The sequence below is a fragment of the Gelidibacter sp. genome (genome assembly GCF_053579655.1).
The window spans coordinates 180,938-199,474 of record NZ_JBMDWE010000003.1; the positions used below are offsets into that span (position 1 = coordinate 180,938).

Here is an 18,537-nt window from a genome sequence, read left to right on the forward strand (position 1 = left end):
TTAAATAGCTTTTGCGACAATATAGGCACCAGTCCATGCATTTTGGAAGTTAAAACCTCCTGTAACAGCATCAATATTTAATACTTCTCCGGCAAAAAATAGATTTTTGTGAAGTTTACTTTCAAAGGTTTTAAAATTGACTTCTTTTAAGTCAATACCTCCAGCAGTCACAAACTCTTCTTTAAATGTGCTTTTTCCGTCCACTTTAAAAATGGCCTGGGTCAATTGCGAAGACAAATCCTCCAACTGTTGCTTATTCAAATCTGCCCAACGTGTTACTTGAGTGATATTTGAAGCCATAACCAATTTATGCCAAAGACGTTTAGGCAAATCAAATTGCGGTGCGTTAAACACAGTTTTCTTAGCTAAATCCTGTTTGAAATCTTTTAAAATACTTAAGCAATCTTCAAGAGATTTTCTGATAAAATTGACTTCAATCTCAAATTTATAATCGCGCTTGGCGAGTTCAATCGCACCAAAAGCAGAAAGCTTTAAAATGGCAGGCGCGCTCATGCCAACATGCGTCACAAGCAATGGGCCTTCCGAAAACAAATCTGTACCGACCACTTTGACTTCTACATTTTGAGCCACCACTCCAGGAATATCCTTGATGCGTTCATCTTTGATATTGAACGTAAAAAGAGACGGCACAGGCTGCGAAATACTGTGACCTAAATCTTCCAACAATTTCCAGATTTTAGGATTGCTTCCTGTGGCAATGACCAATTTTTTGCAGTAAAAAACGTCTGATTGGGTTTCTATTTTAAAATGATGGTCGAAATCTTTAGATTCAGCTCGGGAGGACGGCGAAATACTTTTGACACTTTCATTATATAGTACCTCAACCTTATGTTTCTTGGCTTCGTTTAAAAAACAATCAATGATAGTTTGTGAAGAATCAGTAACTGGAAACATCCGCCCGTCCTCTTCAATTTTAAGTTCCACGCCTCTTTTTTCAAACCAATCAATGGTGTCGCCCGTCATAAATTGATGAAAAGGCCCTAATAATTCCTTTTCACCTCTTGGGTAATTTAATACCAATTCTGAGGGAACAAATTCGGCATGCGTCACATTACAGCGTCCGCCACCTGAAATTTTGACTTTTTGCAAACCTTCTTTACCACGTTCAAGAATCGCGATTTTTAATTTTGGATGGCGTTCTGCAATGTTGATGCCCGCAAAAAAACCTGCGGCACCACCACCAATAATAATGATGTCTTTTATGTTCATATGCGATCGGGGAAATCAGAAATGAGACCATTAACGCCATAACTTTTCATAAGCGCAATGTCCTTAAATTCATTAACCGTCCATGTATTGACTTTATAGCCCAAATTCTGAATTTCTTTTACTTTATTTTTATTCAATAACTGAAAATCCGGATGAATGGCTTTTGCCTTAATTGTTTTTGCAAAGTCAATAGCGTCTTCAATATCAGATTCGGTTAAAACAGCCAAAGGTATATTTATATTGCTATTAAAAACCGTTTTTAATTGTTCAAAATCAAAACTGGACACGATAAATTGTTCGTAGTTCCAATCTTTCGTTTCTATGTATAATTGGATAATCTTGCAAGTATCTTCAGCTGTTCGCTGCCCTTTTAATTCAATATTCAAAAGGCATTTTTTATTTATCAAGTCTAAAACCTCCAATAAGGTCGGAATTTTAAATTTTCCGTTCACTTTAAGCGCTTTCAAGTCGTCAAGCGTTTTTTTTGTAATTTCTCCAGTAGCTTCGGTCAATCTTTCTAAAGTGAAATCATGAAAAACGACCAACTCTCCAGTTTGACATAAATGCACGTCTATTTCTATGCCATCAACGCCTAAATCTATGGCTTTCTGCATGGATTCTAAGGTGTTTTCTGTCACGTAGCCTGTGGCACCGCGATGGCCTATTTTCAGTATTTTATTCACATTCAATAGTTTCTGGTTTCTTTTATTTCCCTCCTTCACTAAAGCTAGCGGCGGGCAGGCTAGTTTCTATCGTTGTAAGCAAAGCTACTATTGGAATTTGTTATTTTCGTAATTGGAATTTTAAAAACTATTTAGGCCTCAACAGTCCTTCCTGGGCTACTGACGCAACAAGCGTCCCATCTCTGGTAAAGATATTTCCTTGTGCAAATCCGCGAGCGCCTGCAGCATTTGGAGTTTCAATGGCATATAACAACCAATCATCAAAATCAAAATCCCTGAAAAACCACATGGAATGATCCAAACTTGCAGTGACCGTATTTCCCCAATGCGCTTTGCTGGCGTGGCGGTTCATCACTGCGGCCAAAATATTATAATCGGAAACATAGGTCAGGATTTGTTGTTTTGCGGCGACATCCAATTGTGAGGAGTCTCCTTTTAACTTAAACCACACGTTGGTAAATGCAGGCAAATCTTTTCTATCGAAGGGATTGATCAATTCAACTGGCTTAAATTCGACAGGACGATCAGCCGACAAAAAGTTCTTTGTTTTTTCTGGAATGAAATCGCCAAACTGATTTAACACTTCCGTCCAACTCAATAATTCTTCAGGTTTTTTGATGGCTTCATCCATTTTGATTTGGTGATTGTAACCTTCTTCCTTTTTTTGGAATGACGCCGACAGAATGAAAATAGTCAAACCATTTTGTAAAGCCGTGACACGTCTGACAGAAAAACTGCCGCCATCGCGAATAATACTAACGTCATATATTATTGGCACCTCCAAGTCTCCAGCTTCCAAAAAATACGCATGTATCGAATGCAGCACCCGATTATTCGTAATCGTTCGTGAAGCGGCATTAACAGCTTGCGCCAACACTTGACCTCCAAAAACATTTGGACTCCCAACGGTTTTACTAAAACCCTCAAATTGTGTAGGATCAAGTTGTTTTAAAGTGATCAGCTCAATTAAATCTTGAACATTGTTCATAGTATGTGTTTTTAAGCCTTTCAAAGGTATCCAAATGAATGTAAAATGAAAACAACCTCGCCTATTAAATCGTAAAATCAGATTTATTTTGAGATTTCAACCTCATCATTCGGCTTTTAATGACCGATAAATCTGCTTCATTTTGTAGATTATTAACCACATCCTGATATAGATTATTGATCTCTTTGATGATTGTCTTTTTGTATTGGACATCAACCGCTTCTGCCTGTTGCAGCAAATATTCAAGCATCATGAATAATTTTTGAACGACTATAATATCATGTTTACAATACGTCCGCAAGGCAGCCATAACATTGTATATCAACGCTTCAAAACTTACCGTTTTTATACTCACGTAGGCATTGTCATCATCATCAAACAGGAAACTATTATCCAGTTTCTTCATTCGAAGTGCAAACAAATCGGTCAAATAATCAATGGCATTGATGGCCGTCCCAGGATCATTGATGCCAGGAGACATGGCTTTTAACGCGATTTCTGTGATTTGCTTAAATGCCAACACATAATTTTCGGCAACGAGTTCATTCTTTGAAAAATGAAAATAATTCAGAAGTTCATCAATGCTTTCTTCGTCCAAATCAGCACCCGAATATCTCAGCATGGGCAAGTCTTTCAGAATAAAAACACCTTTAATTTGTGCAATTTCAATTTTAATCTTTTTTTCTTTTGCAAAACTGGCCAAGGACTTTAAACTGACATCTTGAAAATAACCGGATTTTTTAGACTCTACCGTTTGCCAACTTGCAGTATCAGGGAATTTCGCTTCCGCAGATTTTTCATTGGCAATCAACTTGCTTAATCGTTCATAAGCATCATCAAAAATCTTGTCCATGATCGTTCCAACCTGTATTTGCTGGGAGATGGAATGGATAAAGTAAATGAAGGATGCCAAGCACACCGTCATAAATACAATGGCCAACAAAACTGAAAAACCAGGCAATTGGTACTTATCGCCATGCGGAGTTATGGACACCAATGTGAAAATACAATACAGCAAGGTCGCATTGTAAATCCCTAAAATCAACTGATGTCTTCTGTTCGATATCAATCCCGGAAGTAATCGTGGCGAAAAATTACTGGACGCCTGATTGAGTAAAATCATGACCAAGGAAAAACTGAAAACCATAATAGAAATCAATCCACCAATAAAAGTGGACAAGAGATCTCGTGCCGTGTCAATATTGTTGACGACCAAAAGTGGAGCGTTATCTACCAAGTATTTTGAAACACCCAAACCTTCTAGATAAATCATAATAAAAGCAAATAACAACCCTCCTAAACTAATCAATGACGGATAGAAAGCAATGTTGCTTTCTAATTTGATGATGTAGTCAAGAATATTATAAAATTGCTTTTTCATAAATTATCGTATTGTTTATCAATATTTCGTCGGACAACTCAAAAATTATATCCCAATCCGAATGAAAATCTCTCGCCATCTTCGCCGGTAAATAGATTGAATGTACCTGATAGATATTGCACTGTTGTAATTCTCAAACCGCCGCCATCATCATTATGCCATTTATTAGAAAAATCGTCATTTTGCCAAACTCTTCCAAGATCTCCTGCGGCTTATTGTTTTCCGAAGCAAAATATTGCACCCAAGAACTGCCATCTTTAAAAACAGTGAGCACTGCAAATCCTTGGAGTCCATAAGCGAAAACACCATCATTTTTTATATTGACAACAGAGGCTTTTGATCCTGCTCCAGAAACAATCTGTTTGATATTACCGTTGTCAATGTATTGCAATTATGCTCGTGACTAGAAACAAAAACAATGTCGCCATTTTCAGTCACTAATTTTTCCAAACGATTCATTAAATCGTTATACAATTCATTGTATCTGTCTTGAATGGAAACCCGGCCTTGGGCTCTAATCTGGACGGCTAAGGACGCCAATCCTGGCATTGGGATTTTCTTCTGAATAGGAAATAAATGTTTTTCGAGTGCAAACTGTCCGCCATGATTGGCGTTGGTGCACATCGGATGATGCATAGTGAAAACGATGGTTTTACCTTGAGCATTTTTGATTTCATTTTCAAGCTCCCACATCAAACGCTCTCGTGTTTTTATAACACAGTTTTCATTGATGGTCGGATGATGATCCCAGTTTTCAAGATGCCACCGGGTATCGATGATAATCCTATGAATAGTTTCACTCACATCAATAGTTTTTAGCGGACAACCATCTTCTGGAAAAAAACTGTTTTCATCCAAAGCTTTTTTGATGTATTGTTCTTCCCGCCTTACACCCGTCACGCCACCACCAACATACCATTCGTGATTCCCAGGAATGAAGATGCTCCGCCCTTTAAAATCTGCCACAGCTTTTACTTGGGGATTAAGCATATTTTCAGCCGCAGTACGATACCTATGGTTTGGCTCTGGAAGTCCGGCAGGATAGATATTATCTCCCAAAAATAATGTGTAATCGCCTTCGGTGTTTTTATCTGAAATATAATCACGAAACGCGGTTAGGCCTTGAGACATGCCATGCATTGGGGATAAACCCGCATCGCCAACCAAATAAAAAACCTTATCCACTTCTTTATCCGGAAAAATATTTTCCTGAACTTCGACGTCCAAATACTGTAGCTTGTAGGATGCACAAGCATTTATAAGGAAGGCAAACAAAATAAGGATGCTGATTTTTTTAGTAAAACTCATTAATTATTGACTTTTTTCAGAATATTTTCTAAGAAATAATTGGAATTAAAAATGAACATCTAATCCTTCCTAAGGACTGCATATGCAATGAGCATCATCCTTAATTTTAAAGATACGAATTAATTTATTTCAAGGACTTGTCAAACTGAATGCCCACTTATTTCAAAAAACTGCCGTTAAGAACTACAGGACAACATGGAGCAGCCAACCTTATGACGCGCCCATTCTGGTCGTTTGGCGAACCATTTTTGATGTTCGGGTTGTTCATCATAAGGCTTTTTTAAGAGTTGAAAAAGTTCATCAATCAATGCATAATTACCTTCGTTTGCCTGATCAATAGCCAATTGTGACATATAATTACGCAGGACATATTTCGGATTTACGGCGTTCATGTGATTTTGTCGTTCCTCATCTGAAGTAGATTCATTCTGCAATCGTTCCGCATAGCGTTCAAACCATGCATTCCATTGCTGTCTTATGATGTCAGAAATATCTGCTGGACTATAAAATGCATCATGAATACGAGTGATGCCATCTGAAGGCTTCTCTTTTTTGAAATCGCTCAAATTTCTAAAGAAAATGGTCATGTCGGTTTCAGTCAACTGCAGAAGATCTTCCAAATCTTGAATCAGCAAGTGATCGGTAGTTTCTTCTGATTGTAAACCTAATTTGGAACGCATCATTTTCAGGGATTCCACTTCAAAATCGACCGTATATTTTTCTAAAATATCTTCCATGGGTTTCGCATCTTCAATCAGCGGGTACAGTGCGTTGGCCAATTGGTATAAATTCCACAGTCCCATATTAGGCTGATTGCCGTATCTGTAGCGTTTGTGCTCACTATCGGTGGTGTTTGGCGTCCATCCAAAATCAAAACCTTCGAGCCAACCATAAGGGCCATAATCGATGGTCAATCCCAAAATGGACATATTATCAGTATTCAATACGCCATGAACAAATCCGACCCGTTGCCAATGGATGATCATTTCCAAAGTGCGTTTGGAAACTTCAGCAAAAAACTGGATATATGCGGCTTTAGATGGTTTTCCTAAATGTGAAAAATGCTGATTGATCGTAAAATCTACCAGCGTTTTTAAATTCTTGTGATCTTGACGTGCGGCAAAAATTTCATAACTCCCAAACCGCAAAAAACTCGGCGAAACGCGACTCACTATCGCGCCTTTTTCATATTCAGGATGACCGTTGTACATGACATCGCGCATCACGTCATCGCCAGTTAATGCCAAAGACAAAGCGCGCGTTGTCGGCACGCCCAAATGATACATGGCTTCACTACATAAATACTCTCTAACAGAAGATCTCAAAACGGCCAATCCATCTCCAGATCGCGAATACGGTGTCGGTCCTGCACCTTTCAACTGTGCCATCCATTGCTTATTTTGATGCTCAACCTCGAATAAATTAATGGCGCGACCGTCTCCCAATTGCCCGGCCCAATTGCCAAATTGATGCCCGGCATAACACATCGCAAATGGCTTTGTGTTTTCTAAAACGGTATTTCCCGTGACGATTTTTAGAAATTCATCGGACTGTGCGTCCTCTTCTGTCAGACCTAATTCATCCAACATTTCTGGAACTACGTGCACTAATTCGGGATTGGAAGTTTGTTTGGGTGTCACATATGAAAAACAGGCTTCAGGAACCTGTCTTCTTGTATTTTCAAGAATTGGATCGGCTGGTAACTCGGTAATAAAGGTGTTTTTTATGTTGAGATTCATGGGGTATAAATTCAGACCTGACAGGTTCTCCTCCTACGCTGAAGCTTCGGCGGACAATTAAAAACCTCACAGGTCTATTTCAATATCTATTTTAAATTTAAACAGTGGTACTTTTCAACTTATCGGCATGCATTTTTCGCAATTTCGCTAACTTCGGCGTGATTACTGCGCTGCAATATCCTGCTGTTTGATTATTGGCATAATAATTTTGATGCACCTCTTCGGCTTTATGAAAAGTTTCCGCTGGACTGATTTCAGTAACAACGGGACGTTCATAATAGGGTGCCATTTCCTTGACCACCAGCTCGGCGGTTACCTTTTGTTTTTCATCCTGATAAAAAATGACCGAACGGTATTGCGTGCCGGCATCAGCACCTTGGCGATTTAAAGTGCTCGGATCGTGGCTCGTCATAAAAATGATTAATAAGTCTTCATAAGAAACAATCGACGGATCAAAACTGACCTGGATGACCTCAGCGTGACCTGTCAATCCTGAACATACTTCTCGATAAGTTGGTGTTCCTGGAACAGTTCCTCCCATATAACCTGACACTACTTTCTCCACACCCATTACTTCATTAAAAACTGCTTCTGTGCACCAAAAACAGCCACCGCCAACAGTCATTATTTCTAAATTATTATCTGCCATCTTGATTTTTATTTAAAGGTTCTTCTTAGAGGTATCCATGGTCATCGATTCTGAATTGATGCAGTAACGCAGACCGCTAGGTTCTGGCCCGTCAGGAAACACGTGGCCTAAATGCGCATCGCAAGTATTACACATAGCTTCAACTCTAACCATTCCAAAGGAGGAATCCTTTTCGTATTTAATCGCATTCTCTTTTATAGGCTGTGTAAAACTTGGCCAGCCCGAACTGGATTTAAACTTTATCGTTGAGTCAAATAATGGCGTGCCGCAACACAAACAATTATACTGACCTTCTTCATACACACTGCACAGCGCGCCTGTTCCTGGTGCTTCCGTACCTTTTTTTCTTGCAATTCTAAATTGTTCTGGAGTTAAGATCTCGTGCCATTCTGCTTCTGATTTCTCTACTCTTTTATCGGGTTCAGGATTTCCATTTACGGCAAAATCCATCACATTTTTCCATGTAATCATGTCTTCTTGGTATTTTCATTAAAGTTAAAAATTATAATATAGTTTTGATCCGGTTTTAACGTTTTGAATTACAAATAGTCGCCAATGGACGCGTCTTCCTGATTTGTTTTTTAGTAATTTGTAACACCTATTTTATAAAGTCTCATGGCCGATATCATCAAAAAACAGAAGATTTTGTTTTTAATTATTTTAAAGAAGAGTTACTCACAACTTTTCTTTACCATAATTTCACGCATACGGAACGGGTTATGCGTGGTTTAAAAGAGATAATTGAAACTCGGACATAAACCCTGAAGATGCCATGATTCTTCAACTTGCTGCCTTACTTCAAGATACCGGCTACACTAAAAAAAGAAACGGTCATGAAGAGAAAAGCGTTAAAATAGCGACCTCTTTTTTTAGAAGCACAACAGGTAGAAAAGCATATTAGTGATGCCGTTAATAACTGCATTATGGCTACCAAATTCCAAAACGCTCCAAAAACTGAACTTGATAAAATCATAAGGGATGCTGATGCTTCCCATTTTGGAAAGGAGTATTTAAACGATGCCAGTGAACTTTTGAGACAAGAATTAAAACTCCAAAATGTTAAAACCTATTCCACGTCAGAATGGCTGAACGACAACATAGCGCTACTCTCCAGAGAACATCAGTTTTACACGGATTATGCTTTAAGAAATTGGCAATTACAAAAAGAAAAAAACTTAACCGAACTCGTTAAATCTAAAAGAAAAAAAGAACGACCATAAAGAGCAGATGAAGGCGCAATATAAAGCGAAAGCAAAAAACTTAAGCCCAGAACGCGCTGCGAATCATGGTGCTTAGGTTGATTCAAATATGATGAATTGGATGTCGGCTTTAATACATCATTCAATCTTGCATTTAGAGTAAAAATAAACAATGCTGCAAAGGCCAATACAGAAATGATCATGCCGGTCATGAAGATGGTGTAAGTTAATCTTAAAATGCGATATTTCCGTAATCGATTCTGCCAATGATCTACATTCACTTATTTAAGATGCGCTTAATTTAATTCCAACTCCTCTTATTTCGGTTCCAACAACACCATATCAAACTCAGAATCTATTTGAACGGAACCATTTTCAACAGTAACATTCTGATTGGAATAGGCGTCATACAACTGCGTACCATCTTCAAACAATCTCCCTACTTGCAGTGATTTTGATCCCTTAGGAAGATCCAATCCAATAATGACCAAGTCCTCAAAGTGCTTCTTCTTGTAACTTCTATAAAACACATACGGACTTTCCGTGATCATTTGATGGATGCCAGCACCAATCGCAGGATGGTTTTTTCTGAATTGCCCAAGTTTTTGCCAATGCTCTAAAACTGCTTTGGTAGAATCATTAGAGACGATATCCTCCCAATTCATAAAAGAACGCAAGGTCGCATCGCCTTCTGTTCCTTCAATAATCAATGCTCTTGCCGATTCATCGCCATAGTAGGTTTGCGAAGTACCAGGAGACAACAATAACTTCGTTCCAGCCTCAAATGGCTTTTCTCTCGAAGCATCAAAAGGCTCGCCGTCATCATGCGACGACAAATAGTTCAACACACCGCAACCCTTTAAAGGTCCATTTAGCGCCGTTGTGTATTTTTCAAACAGACTTTCATAGTCGAGTTTTGCTGCATCATATTTAAATTCAAAATTGATCAGACTGTTGAAGGCCTTGTCAAAATAATTGACCGATGTTCCTGCTAAATCATAGGATTTTCCTGCAGAAATACCATAACCATAAACCTCGCCCACCAAATAAAAACCATTGTCATCCAACACAGCGTCTGGATTATTCGTTTTAAATTGCTTAAAAGCGAAATCACATTCCGTTCTAAATTCTTGCCAAACGGATTCTTCGATGTGCTTCACGGTATCCACACGGTAACCATCAATTCCGAATTCCGTGATATAATCTGTCAGCCATTTCATAATATAAAAACGTGGTGCTCTTGGATGCCCGGTTCGTTCAAAAAAAGCATCCAATTCAGCAACTTCCTGTTCGTAACGGCCTTCCGCTTTCCATTTTTCAATGAGTTGTGGTGGCAAAGCAACAGCGTCATTACTCTCTGTTTTAATATCTGGAAGATTTTTAACCAGCGTACACATTATCGTCGAATCATAGGTCGTATAATCGCAAGCTGGATCAGTACGCACCCATTCGTCAGGCCAAACAGGATCCAAAGGCGTCACTGGACCTGTATGATTAATCACGGCATCCAAAAGCACACGAACACCTTTTTTATGCGCTGCATCAACCAGTTTTCTCAGGTCTTCTTTCGTTCCAAAGTTAGGATCTATGGCTGTCCAATCTTTCGTCCAATAGCCATGAAATCCGTAGGTCACACCTGTACCTTCATCCGTACCGCCATGGATTTGCTCCACAATAGGAGTCATCCAAATCGCATTGACTCCCAAATCGGAAAAATAACCATCTTCGATTTTTTGGATAATCCCTTTCAAATCGCCGCCTTCAAAACCTCGTAACTTACCAGGTGTTTTAGTTCTGTCAAAATTGAGGTCGTTTGACGTATCGCCATTATTAAAACGATCCGTCAGCAAAAAGTAAAGATTGGCGCCTTCCCAAACGAAAGGCACTTCTTTTTTCTCATCCATTTCCAGCAATTTATGGTCTTCTTTACAGCTTAATAATAAGAATACAAAAAGGCAACAGCCTAAAAATCTTGTCATGTTTATTCGGTTAAAATTCGATATTCCCAAGGCTTTAAAACGAGGGCATTCTCATTCATTACAATAGGCTCATTGGTCATATAATCGGTAAAACTTCCTTTTAAAGGTGCATTAACTGATTGTTCCTGAGCAGAAAAATTTCCGATAAAAGTTACCGTGCTATTATTTTTACTACGTTGGAGTGCCAATACCTTGTCATTGGTGGTTTTTAAATCTTTATAGGACGCTGGGTCTTTTCCTCCGTTTAAAGCAGGATTGGTATTTTTTAGATGCCCTAATTTCTCAAGTAATGGCCACATTTTTTGTTTTGTTTTCGGAATGGAATCCTTCTCGAAAAACTTTAATCGGTGGTCCAGATCATATTCCATCCCCGAATAAATTAATGTCATTCCAGGAATGACATAACTAAAGGCAGTCATCAAAGGCGCAGCATCTTTCATCCGTTCCTTAATGGTGCCGTTCCATGAATTCTCGTCATGATTGGTCACGAAATTCATCATGATAGTTCCTTTTTCATATAAAGAATCAATTTGAACCAAGCGCTCTTTCCAAGCTTTCAAACCTTTTTTCCCTTGCGCCAGGTCATTCATCAGATGATGGGTATCCCAACCATAAACCATCTCAAACAAATCATTCTGAGCCAACTCAGGCTCCCAAGCTTCGGCCAACATAAAGATATCTTTGGTTTTTCTGAGCTGTGGAATGGCCTCTTCCCAAAAATCAGTCGGAACCGAAGCTGCCACATCACATCTAAACCCGTCAACACCTTCTTCCTTTAACCAATATTGCATGTCGGCGATCATTTCTTTTCGCATTTCCTTATTGTCATAATTCAAATCGGCAACATCGGTCCAATCGGTATCTTTAGGATGGATGATGTTTCCATTTTCGTCTTGAGTATAATATTCGGGATTGTTTTTTATCCAAATATGATCCCAGCCGGTGTGGTTCGGTACCCAATCCAAAATGACATACATCCCATGTTCATGAGCGGTTTTGATCAAATTCCTAAAATCTTCAATGGTTCCAAACTCGGGATTTATTTTAGTGAAATCAGTTACGGCATAATAACTTCCCAAATATTTAGACTGTTCTTCCTCAGGAAAATCAGAGGCGAATTTACTATCGTCGCCGCCCGTAGCTTTACGTTTGGTTTCACTAATTGGAAACACTGGCATCAACCAAATAATCTTAACACCCAACTGTTTTAATTGCGGAATATCTTTTGTGAATTCATCAAAATGTCCAGAAGCCGAATATTGACGAATGTTAGCTTCATAAATAACGGCAGTTTCTAAAACAGCATCAGAAATAGGTTTTATTTCCCCCATAATATTCTCTTTTGTCAGGTTTTCTACTTTCTTTTCTTCTTTACAAGCCATAATCAGTATTAAACTGAAAATTGCCAAAATGATTTTTTTCATGGTATTTTATTTTAAATGTATGTTCAATTTTAATATATCTGAAGTCTTCCATTCTAAAGGAATGGCAACCGTTCTTTGATCGTTACTATAAATAAATTTTAATTTTTTTCGATTATTTTTAACCGATTTCGGTTTCGAATTGATGTTATGAAGAATAAGGCTAATCGACTTGGTTTGTGCTAGAAAAGCTTTACCGATCTCAGCTTCAAACTGAATTTCAATTACTTTTCCGTTGACTTCCGATTCAAATTTCAAAAGCTCAAACAGCCCTTTCTCGAAGGCATCGGCAGTCAGCCCATCATCATTATATAATTGCCCTTCGCTTTCTTTAACGTTGGAATCATAATAGTAATGCAACTCCAAGGTATTACCGTCATACTCCTTGGTACTTTGCATCGGTTTTGCCATGGGAATAAAAGCACCACCACGCACGAATGTTGGAATCTTGTCTTCAGTTACATTTACGGTTACTGTTTGTCCGCCTTCAAATTTTTCATCCGTATAAAGATCAAACCAAGTACTATTTTTCGGGAAGTAAATTTCTTTTTGAACCACCTCAGCTTTCATAATGGGCACCACTAAAAAATCATTTCCCCAAAAATATTCTGAAGCGTCTGTTTTGAGCGGTGCTGCATCGTCTTCAAAAAATAAAGGGCGCATTAAAGGCGTTCCTTTCTTATGGTTTTGAAAACTCAAATTGTAATTATAAGGCAATAATTTATAGCGTAATTCTATCGATTTTTTTGCCAAGGCCTTGGTTTTAGCATCCCAGAAAACGGGTTCTGCCGGTACAGCTTCTTGAGCATGTGGACGGAAAATAGGTTGAAAAACACCATATTGCAACCAGCGTGTGTAAAGTTCAGCATCTTGATTATCGCCAGCGAATCCGCCTAAATCAGAATGCATATAGCCCAAACCTTGCATCCCCATTTGTAGGGCGATTTCGGGTTGACTTTGTAAGCCGCCCCATGTTCTATTGACATCTCCCGACCACGGAATCATCCCAAAACGTTGCGATCCCGAATAGCCTGCACGCATTAAAATGAAGGGGCGTTCATTTGGAAAATCGGCCTTGTAACCTTCAGCAATCAATCCTGCCCAATCGTGACCATAAATATTATGCACTTCATCGGCGGTTCCGGTAGCGTGTAATAACTTGGACGGATGGACTTCAGGTTCGCCCAAATCGCCCCAAACGCCCGTCACGCCCATATCGGCAAGACCTTTGTAAACATTCCAAAACCAAGTTTTCCCCTTCGGATTGTAGATGTCGATTAATCCCGTATTTCCAAAATAGAAATCGAAAGTATAGGGATCTCCATGGGAATCTTTTGCCATCACATCTTGGTCAACGACTTCTTGCCAACGCTTGGAAGTCGTCAAAACGAAAGGTTCGGTCACTAAAATAGTATTGACATTTTCCTTCTTCAAATCCTTGATCATTTGTATAGGATTGGGAAACGAATCTTTTAAAAACTCCAGATTCCCCATGTGTCCTTGAATATCCTTTCCAAACCAAAAAATATCGATAATTACGGCATCCAAAGGAATTTTATCATCCCTAAATTTCTGAACGGTAGCTTCTACTTCTTTTTGGGAATGGTATCCAAATCGGCTTGAGAAATTCCCCAAAGCCCAACGCGGCGGCAAGGGTTGTTTTCCTGTTAAATCGGTATAATGATCTATCAAATCGATCCAGGAATCGCCCACAATAACTTGGTAGGTTTTTCGCCCAGAAATGATTTCATAAGTCAAGGTATTATCCTTTTTACTGTCTAAATCCAAAAATCCGATAGGTGCGTTATCAAAATGCACCATATATTGATTGGACGACATCATGATTGGCATGGTGTAATTCATCAATTCAGCATGGGTTTCGTAACCATAATGCGCACGATTATACAATTGTAATCTGTGTCCGCGACGATTCATTCCTAAAGCTCTTGCACCGCCTCCATATAGAACCTCATCTTTTGTTAGATTGAATTGAAGGGTTTCCAAGCTGTCATTTTTGACGTAACCCATCTTTTCAGAAATGATCGGTTTGCCTTTATAAGTATAAGAAATTTGAAAAGGTTGTTTTTGGATGCTGACCGAAATACCTGCAGTTTTTAATTCAATGGAAGTACTGGTTTTGAGTAATTCAGGCTTTAGAAGTTCTGGTTTTAGAACGACGGCATGCGAACTGGCGTTGAACGTTTCGCCTTTAGGAATAAAAGAGGTTTCCACAATGCTTTTAGTGTAGGGCGTAATTCTGTAAATGCCATCATTCACTTTTATTTCCAGAATGTTGTTTTTGAAATCCATGGATTCAAAAGTCCGGTTTGGATTTTGGGAAAAGCCAAGATTTAAGACCAGTAAGAATGTGATTAATATATAATTTTTCATTTGATGTATTTTTACCAAACCTTTCAGGTTTTTAAAACCTGAAAGGTTTAGATTTAAAAGACCTCACAGGTTTTGTAAACCTGTCAGGTCTCTAGATTTACTCGTTCTTTTTCAACAAAAACGCCAATGGAATATCCAGTCGTTTTTGCCATGAAATTTCGGTATGCCCTTCGCCTGGAAATTTTATATTCCTGAAATTCGACGCGTCATAACCCTTATCTTTAAATATTCTATTGACTCTCGAGGCATATTTTGGATAGAATTTATCCATTGTTTCCGTACCATAATCAAAATAGAACTTATGCGTTTTTGGCGACGGAACATGCGCGCTCATATACTTAAAAAAAGTATTGGTCAACAAATCTCCATCATACGGATCGCCGCCTGGCCAATGTGTTGACAAACAGGCAGCACCGCCAAACACTTTTGGATATTCACAAATGGCATACATCGAAATTAAACCGCCCATACTCGATCCTGCTACAAAAGTGTTGTCTCTGTCGGTCAATACTGAAAAATTGGCGTCGACAAAAGGCTTCAATTCCTTAACGATAAAACCCAAATAATTATCGGAAGTGACAGTATCAAACTTGAAATTATTATTCTCTGCTTCAACAAACAAAGAATCGCGAACAGATTCAGAAAGTGATTCAAAAGGCTTTTGCGGAAAATACTCACTGTGGCGCAAATCATTGATATTAAAGGGTGCGACGACGATAAAATCTCTGGTAATACTGTCCTTCATTAATTGGGCAGAAACCTCATCTACTTTCCATTCCTCATGGTTCCAAGTGATTCTGCTATCAAACAACATTTGACCATCATGCATATACAACACTGCATATTTTTTGCTGTTGGAATAGCCTTCTGGCAACCAGATATCTACTTTTCGAGGTGGAATAAAATTTGACGGAAAATCATCGATCCGCAGTAAAGTGCCTCCAGCAAAATCGCCTTCAATCGTGTCCGTTTTCACATTAGAACTATCGGCAGGCTTGATGTCAGCTTTCTTTTCTTTTGGTTTGGTTTCACAAGAAATTGAGATAATGAGAAGGAGAAGTAGATAAATAGTTTTTTTCATAAAATGTTTTTAATGTTGTGTTTATAAGTTTGAGGTATTAAAACTCAATGATCATGGAGGTCTTTCCATCAATGGTCAAGGTGTTTTCTAATGCGATTTGTTTTTCTGAAATAATATCGGTGCCAGATGTTGCTGTTTTAATCATTTCTTTGAACCGTTTCAAGTCTAACGTCTGCACTTCAGGATTGTTATTAATGACGACCATAACCTTATCATTAGCATCATATCTAAAATACACATAGACGTTATTTTCAGGAACAAACTGCATGGTTTTCCCCGATTGGATGACCGATTTTGATTTTCGCCAGTTAAAAATCTTCCTGGAAAATTCAAAAAAACCAGCTTGCTCCGCTGTTCTTCCTTCTGCAGTAAAAGCATTCATAGGATCGTCTTTCCAACCGCCTGGAAAATCGCGTCGGATATCGCCATCGCCTTTTAAATCCTTGTTGCCAAGCATGCCCAACTCATCGCCATAATACACTTGTGGAATACCTCTTACAGTAGCAACAAGCGTCATCATCATTTTATAGATATTGAGATTTGAACCATAAATGTCGTTGATGCGATTGGTATCATGATTGGCAGCAAACACGAACAAATTGTTGATGTCTGGATAGAGAAAATCATTCGTGAAATTCTCATAAGCCCTCAACATTCCTTTGTCCCATTGTTGATCATCTTCAGCAAACATGACCATCATGGCACTGTGCAATGTGAAATCCATGACCGTCGGCAAATGCGAATTATAATTCTCGATAGCACCTATCTTACTGTCTTTTTGCCAAAAGGCCATTTGCGCCTGACTGTTCATCCAAACCTCTCCAGCGATATTAAAGTTTGGATATTCGTCCATAATCGCTTTCGTCCATTTTGCAATGCCTTCTTTATCATTATACGAATAGGTATCCACACGAAGTCCGTCCAAATCAGCAAACTCTATCCACCAAATGGCGTTTTGAATCATATATTTTAACACCAAAGGATTTTTCTGATTAACATCTGGCATCGTCGTATCAAACCATCCGTTCATACAGGCTTCCTTGTCAGCTTCAGAGGCGTTGGAATCAAACTGCGTGGTCATTCGGTAACTGCTGCGTTGAAATCCTTGTTCGCCATTTTCCCATTTGTGGATCCAATCTTTCGTTGGCAAATCCTGAATCATCCAATGCTTGCTGCCCCAGTGATTGGTTACATAATCCATGATCAACTTCATGTCGCGCTTGTGCATTTCTGAGGCCAATCGCTTATAATCCTCATTGGTTCCAAACCGCGGATCGATCTTATAATAATCACTTTGCGCATAGGTGTGGTAGGAATAAATAGGCTCATTGTCTTCCAACAACGGTGTGCTCCAAATGGCGGTCACGCCCAACTCGTCCAAATAATCCAAATGATCAATAATGCCTTGAATATCGCCGCCATGACGTCCAGAAAGCTCTTTTCTGTTTACTTTTTCAACGGTATCTTCGGTACTGTCATTATCAGGATTCCCATTGGCAAACCGATCGGGCATGATCAAATAAATCAAATCACTGGAATCGAATCCTTTTCTTAATGCAGAATTTTCTCGGCGTTCCTTGAACTCATAGGATTTTTTAACACGGATTTTTTTATTTTTTGAAAATTGAAGTTCGTAAATCCCAGGTGCAACATTTTCTGTATTAATATTTATAAACAGATAGTTCGGATTTTCGGTTTTTATGATATCGGTAATCTGAATGGTGTTTGAGAACGCCACATCATATTGCGCAATATCCTTACCATAAACCATCAATTGCAGTTCTGGATGATGCATTCCGGCAAACCAAAAAGGAGGTTCTATTTTTTCTACCTGCGAAAAAATTGTCATGCTTAAAAGTAGTATTAAAATACTTACGAAATTCTTCATTTCATTCCAATTTTAAAGATTTCTATTGTTCTGCCTGCATTAAAACAGCAATAACTTTATGACTTTATGGTAACTTCTTTTCCATTGACTAAAATGTCCATGGAACCACCACCTTCCACTGCAAACTTTGTTTCGTTTTTACCAACACTTATTTTAAGAACCTGATTTCTAAAGTTGATTTTAAACGAATAGGCTTCCCATTGCTCAGGGATTTTCGGCACGAAAGACAGCTTGTTATCCACAACCCGCATACCGCCAAAACCTTCTACAATGCTCATCCAAGTACCCGCCATGGAGGTAATATGAAGTCCTTCTTCCACCTCATGATTATAATCGTCCAAATCCAATCGGGAGGTGCGCAAATAAAACTGGTAGGCTTGTTCCATTCTGCCCAATTTCGCTGCTTGAATACTGTGTACACAAGGCGACAAGGAACTTTCATGAACTGTAAACGGCTCATAAAAATCGAAGTGACGCTCTAATTCTTCTAAAGAAAATTGATCTTCAAAAAAATAAAAGCCTTGAAGTGTATCGGCCTGTTTGATATAAGGCGAACGTAAAATCCTATCCCACGACCATTTTTGATTGATGGGACGGTCT

General features: G+C 38.7%; 16 protein-coding genes. 2 read left to right on the forward strand and 14 right to left on the reverse strand.

Annotation, left to right across the window (positions count from 1 at the left end):
- From ACOH2D_RS03095 to msrB, 8 genes are all read right to left on the reverse strand, one after another.
- Positions 1–1,230 carry a BaiN/RdsA family NAD(P)/FAD-dependent oxidoreductase gene (locus tag ACOH2D_RS03095; protein WP_449534328.1) on the reverse strand — a complete coding sequence of 410 codons (1,230 nt, stop codon included), beginning with the start codon at positions 1,228–1,230 and terminating at the stop codon, positions 1–3.
- Positions 1,227–1,913, reverse strand: coding sequence for a glycerophosphodiester phosphodiesterase (locus ACOH2D_RS03100; RefSeq protein WP_348035714.1), 687 nt, complete (start codon positions 1,911–1,913; stop codon positions 1,227–1,229). The genes ACOH2D_RS03095 and ACOH2D_RS03100 overlap by 4 nt, the downstream gene beginning before the upstream one ends.
- Positions 1,914–2,040: 127 nt before the next feature.
- Entirely contained in the window at positions 2,041–2,901 is an 861-nt protein-coding gene (locus tag ACOH2D_RS03105) for an acyl-CoA thioesterase (protein ID WP_348035712.1), read from the reverse strand.
- A 64-nt stretch (positions 2,902–2,965) separates the two neighbouring features.
- Positions 2,966–4,282 (reverse strand): DUF2254 domain-containing protein, encoded by a 1,317-nt coding sequence (locus tag ACOH2D_RS03110; RefSeq protein WP_348035710.1) that lies wholly within the window; start codon positions 4,280–4,282, stop codon positions 2,966–2,968.
- A 315-nt stretch (positions 4,283–4,597) separates the two neighbouring features.
- Complete coding sequence (locus ACOH2D_RS03115; protein ID WP_449534329.1) at positions 4,598–5,590, reverse strand: metallophosphoesterase; 993 nt, start codon at positions 5,588–5,590, stop codon at positions 4,598–4,600.
- A gap of 176 nt (positions 5,591–5,766) precedes the next feature.
- A complete protein-coding gene (locus ACOH2D_RS03120; protein ID WP_348038754.1) occupies positions 5,767–7,329 on the reverse strand; it encodes a protein adenylyltransferase SelO in 1,563 nt (520 codons plus the stop codon).
- 97 nt (positions 7,330–7,426) lie between these two features.
- Entirely contained in the window at positions 7,427–7,978 is a 552-nt protein-coding gene (gene msrA, locus ACOH2D_RS03125; protein ID WP_348038752.1) for a peptide-methionine (S)-S-oxide reductase MsrA, read from the reverse strand.
- 12 nt (positions 7,979–7,990) lie between these two features.
- A complete protein-coding gene (msrB, locus tag ACOH2D_RS03130) occupies positions 7,991–8,449 on the reverse strand; it encodes a peptide-methionine (R)-S-oxide reductase MsrB (protein WP_348038750.1) in 459 nt (152 codons plus the stop codon).
- A 301-nt stretch (positions 8,450–8,750) separates the two neighbouring features.
- Between msrB and ACOH2D_RS03135 the strand changes: the two genes are divergently transcribed.
- Positions 8,751–8,879, forward strand: a complete 129-nt coding sequence (locus tag ACOH2D_RS03135) for a hypothetical protein (RefSeq protein WP_449534330.1) — start codon at positions 8,751–8,753, stop codon at positions 8,877–8,879.
- A 22-nt stretch (positions 8,880–8,901) separates the two neighbouring features.
- Positions 8,902–9,198 (forward strand): hypothetical protein, encoded by a 297-nt coding sequence (locus ACOH2D_RS03140; protein WP_348038746.1) that lies wholly within the window; start codon positions 8,902–8,904, stop codon positions 9,196–9,198.
- Positions 9,199–9,494: 296 nt separating this feature from the next.
- Here ACOH2D_RS03140 and ACOH2D_RS03145 read toward each other — a convergent pair whose 3' ends face one another.
- The 6 genes from ACOH2D_RS03145 to ACOH2D_RS03170 all read right to left on the reverse strand — a co-directional run.
- Positions 9,495–11,156 carry an alpha-amylase family glycosyl hydrolase gene (locus ACOH2D_RS03145; RefSeq protein WP_449534331.1) on the reverse strand — a complete coding sequence of 554 codons (1,662 nt, stop codon included), beginning with the start codon at positions 11,154–11,156 and terminating at the stop codon, positions 9,495–9,497.
- Between the two features lie 2 nt (positions 11,157–11,158).
- Positions 11,159–12,580, reverse strand: a complete 1,422-nt coding sequence (locus ACOH2D_RS03150) for an alpha-amylase family glycosyl hydrolase (protein ID WP_449534332.1) — start codon at positions 12,578–12,580, stop codon at positions 11,159–11,161.
- Between the two features lie 6 nt (positions 12,581–12,586).
- On the reverse strand, positions 12,587–14,968 hold the full coding sequence (locus tag ACOH2D_RS03155; protein ID WP_449534333.1) for a glycoside hydrolase family 31 protein: 2,382 nt from the start codon (positions 14,966–14,968) through the stop codon (positions 12,587–12,589).
- Between the two features lie 97 nt (positions 14,969–15,065).
- The gene (locus ACOH2D_RS03160) at positions 15,066–16,049 is read right to left on the reverse strand and encodes an alpha/beta hydrolase (RefSeq protein WP_348035948.1); all 984 of its coding nucleotides are present in this window, start codon (positions 16,047–16,049) and stop codon (positions 15,066–15,068) included.
- Between the two features lie 37 nt (positions 16,050–16,086).
- Positions 16,087–17,937 (reverse strand): glycoside hydrolase family 13 protein, encoded by a 1,851-nt coding sequence (locus ACOH2D_RS03165; protein WP_449534334.1) that lies wholly within the window; start codon positions 17,935–17,937, stop codon positions 16,087–16,089.
- A 56-nt stretch (positions 17,938–17,993) separates the two neighbouring features.
- On the reverse strand, positions 17,994–18,537 hold a 544-nt coding region (locus tag ACOH2D_RS03170), incomplete at its 5' end, for a glycosyl hydrolase family 65 domain-containing protein (protein ID WP_449534335.1).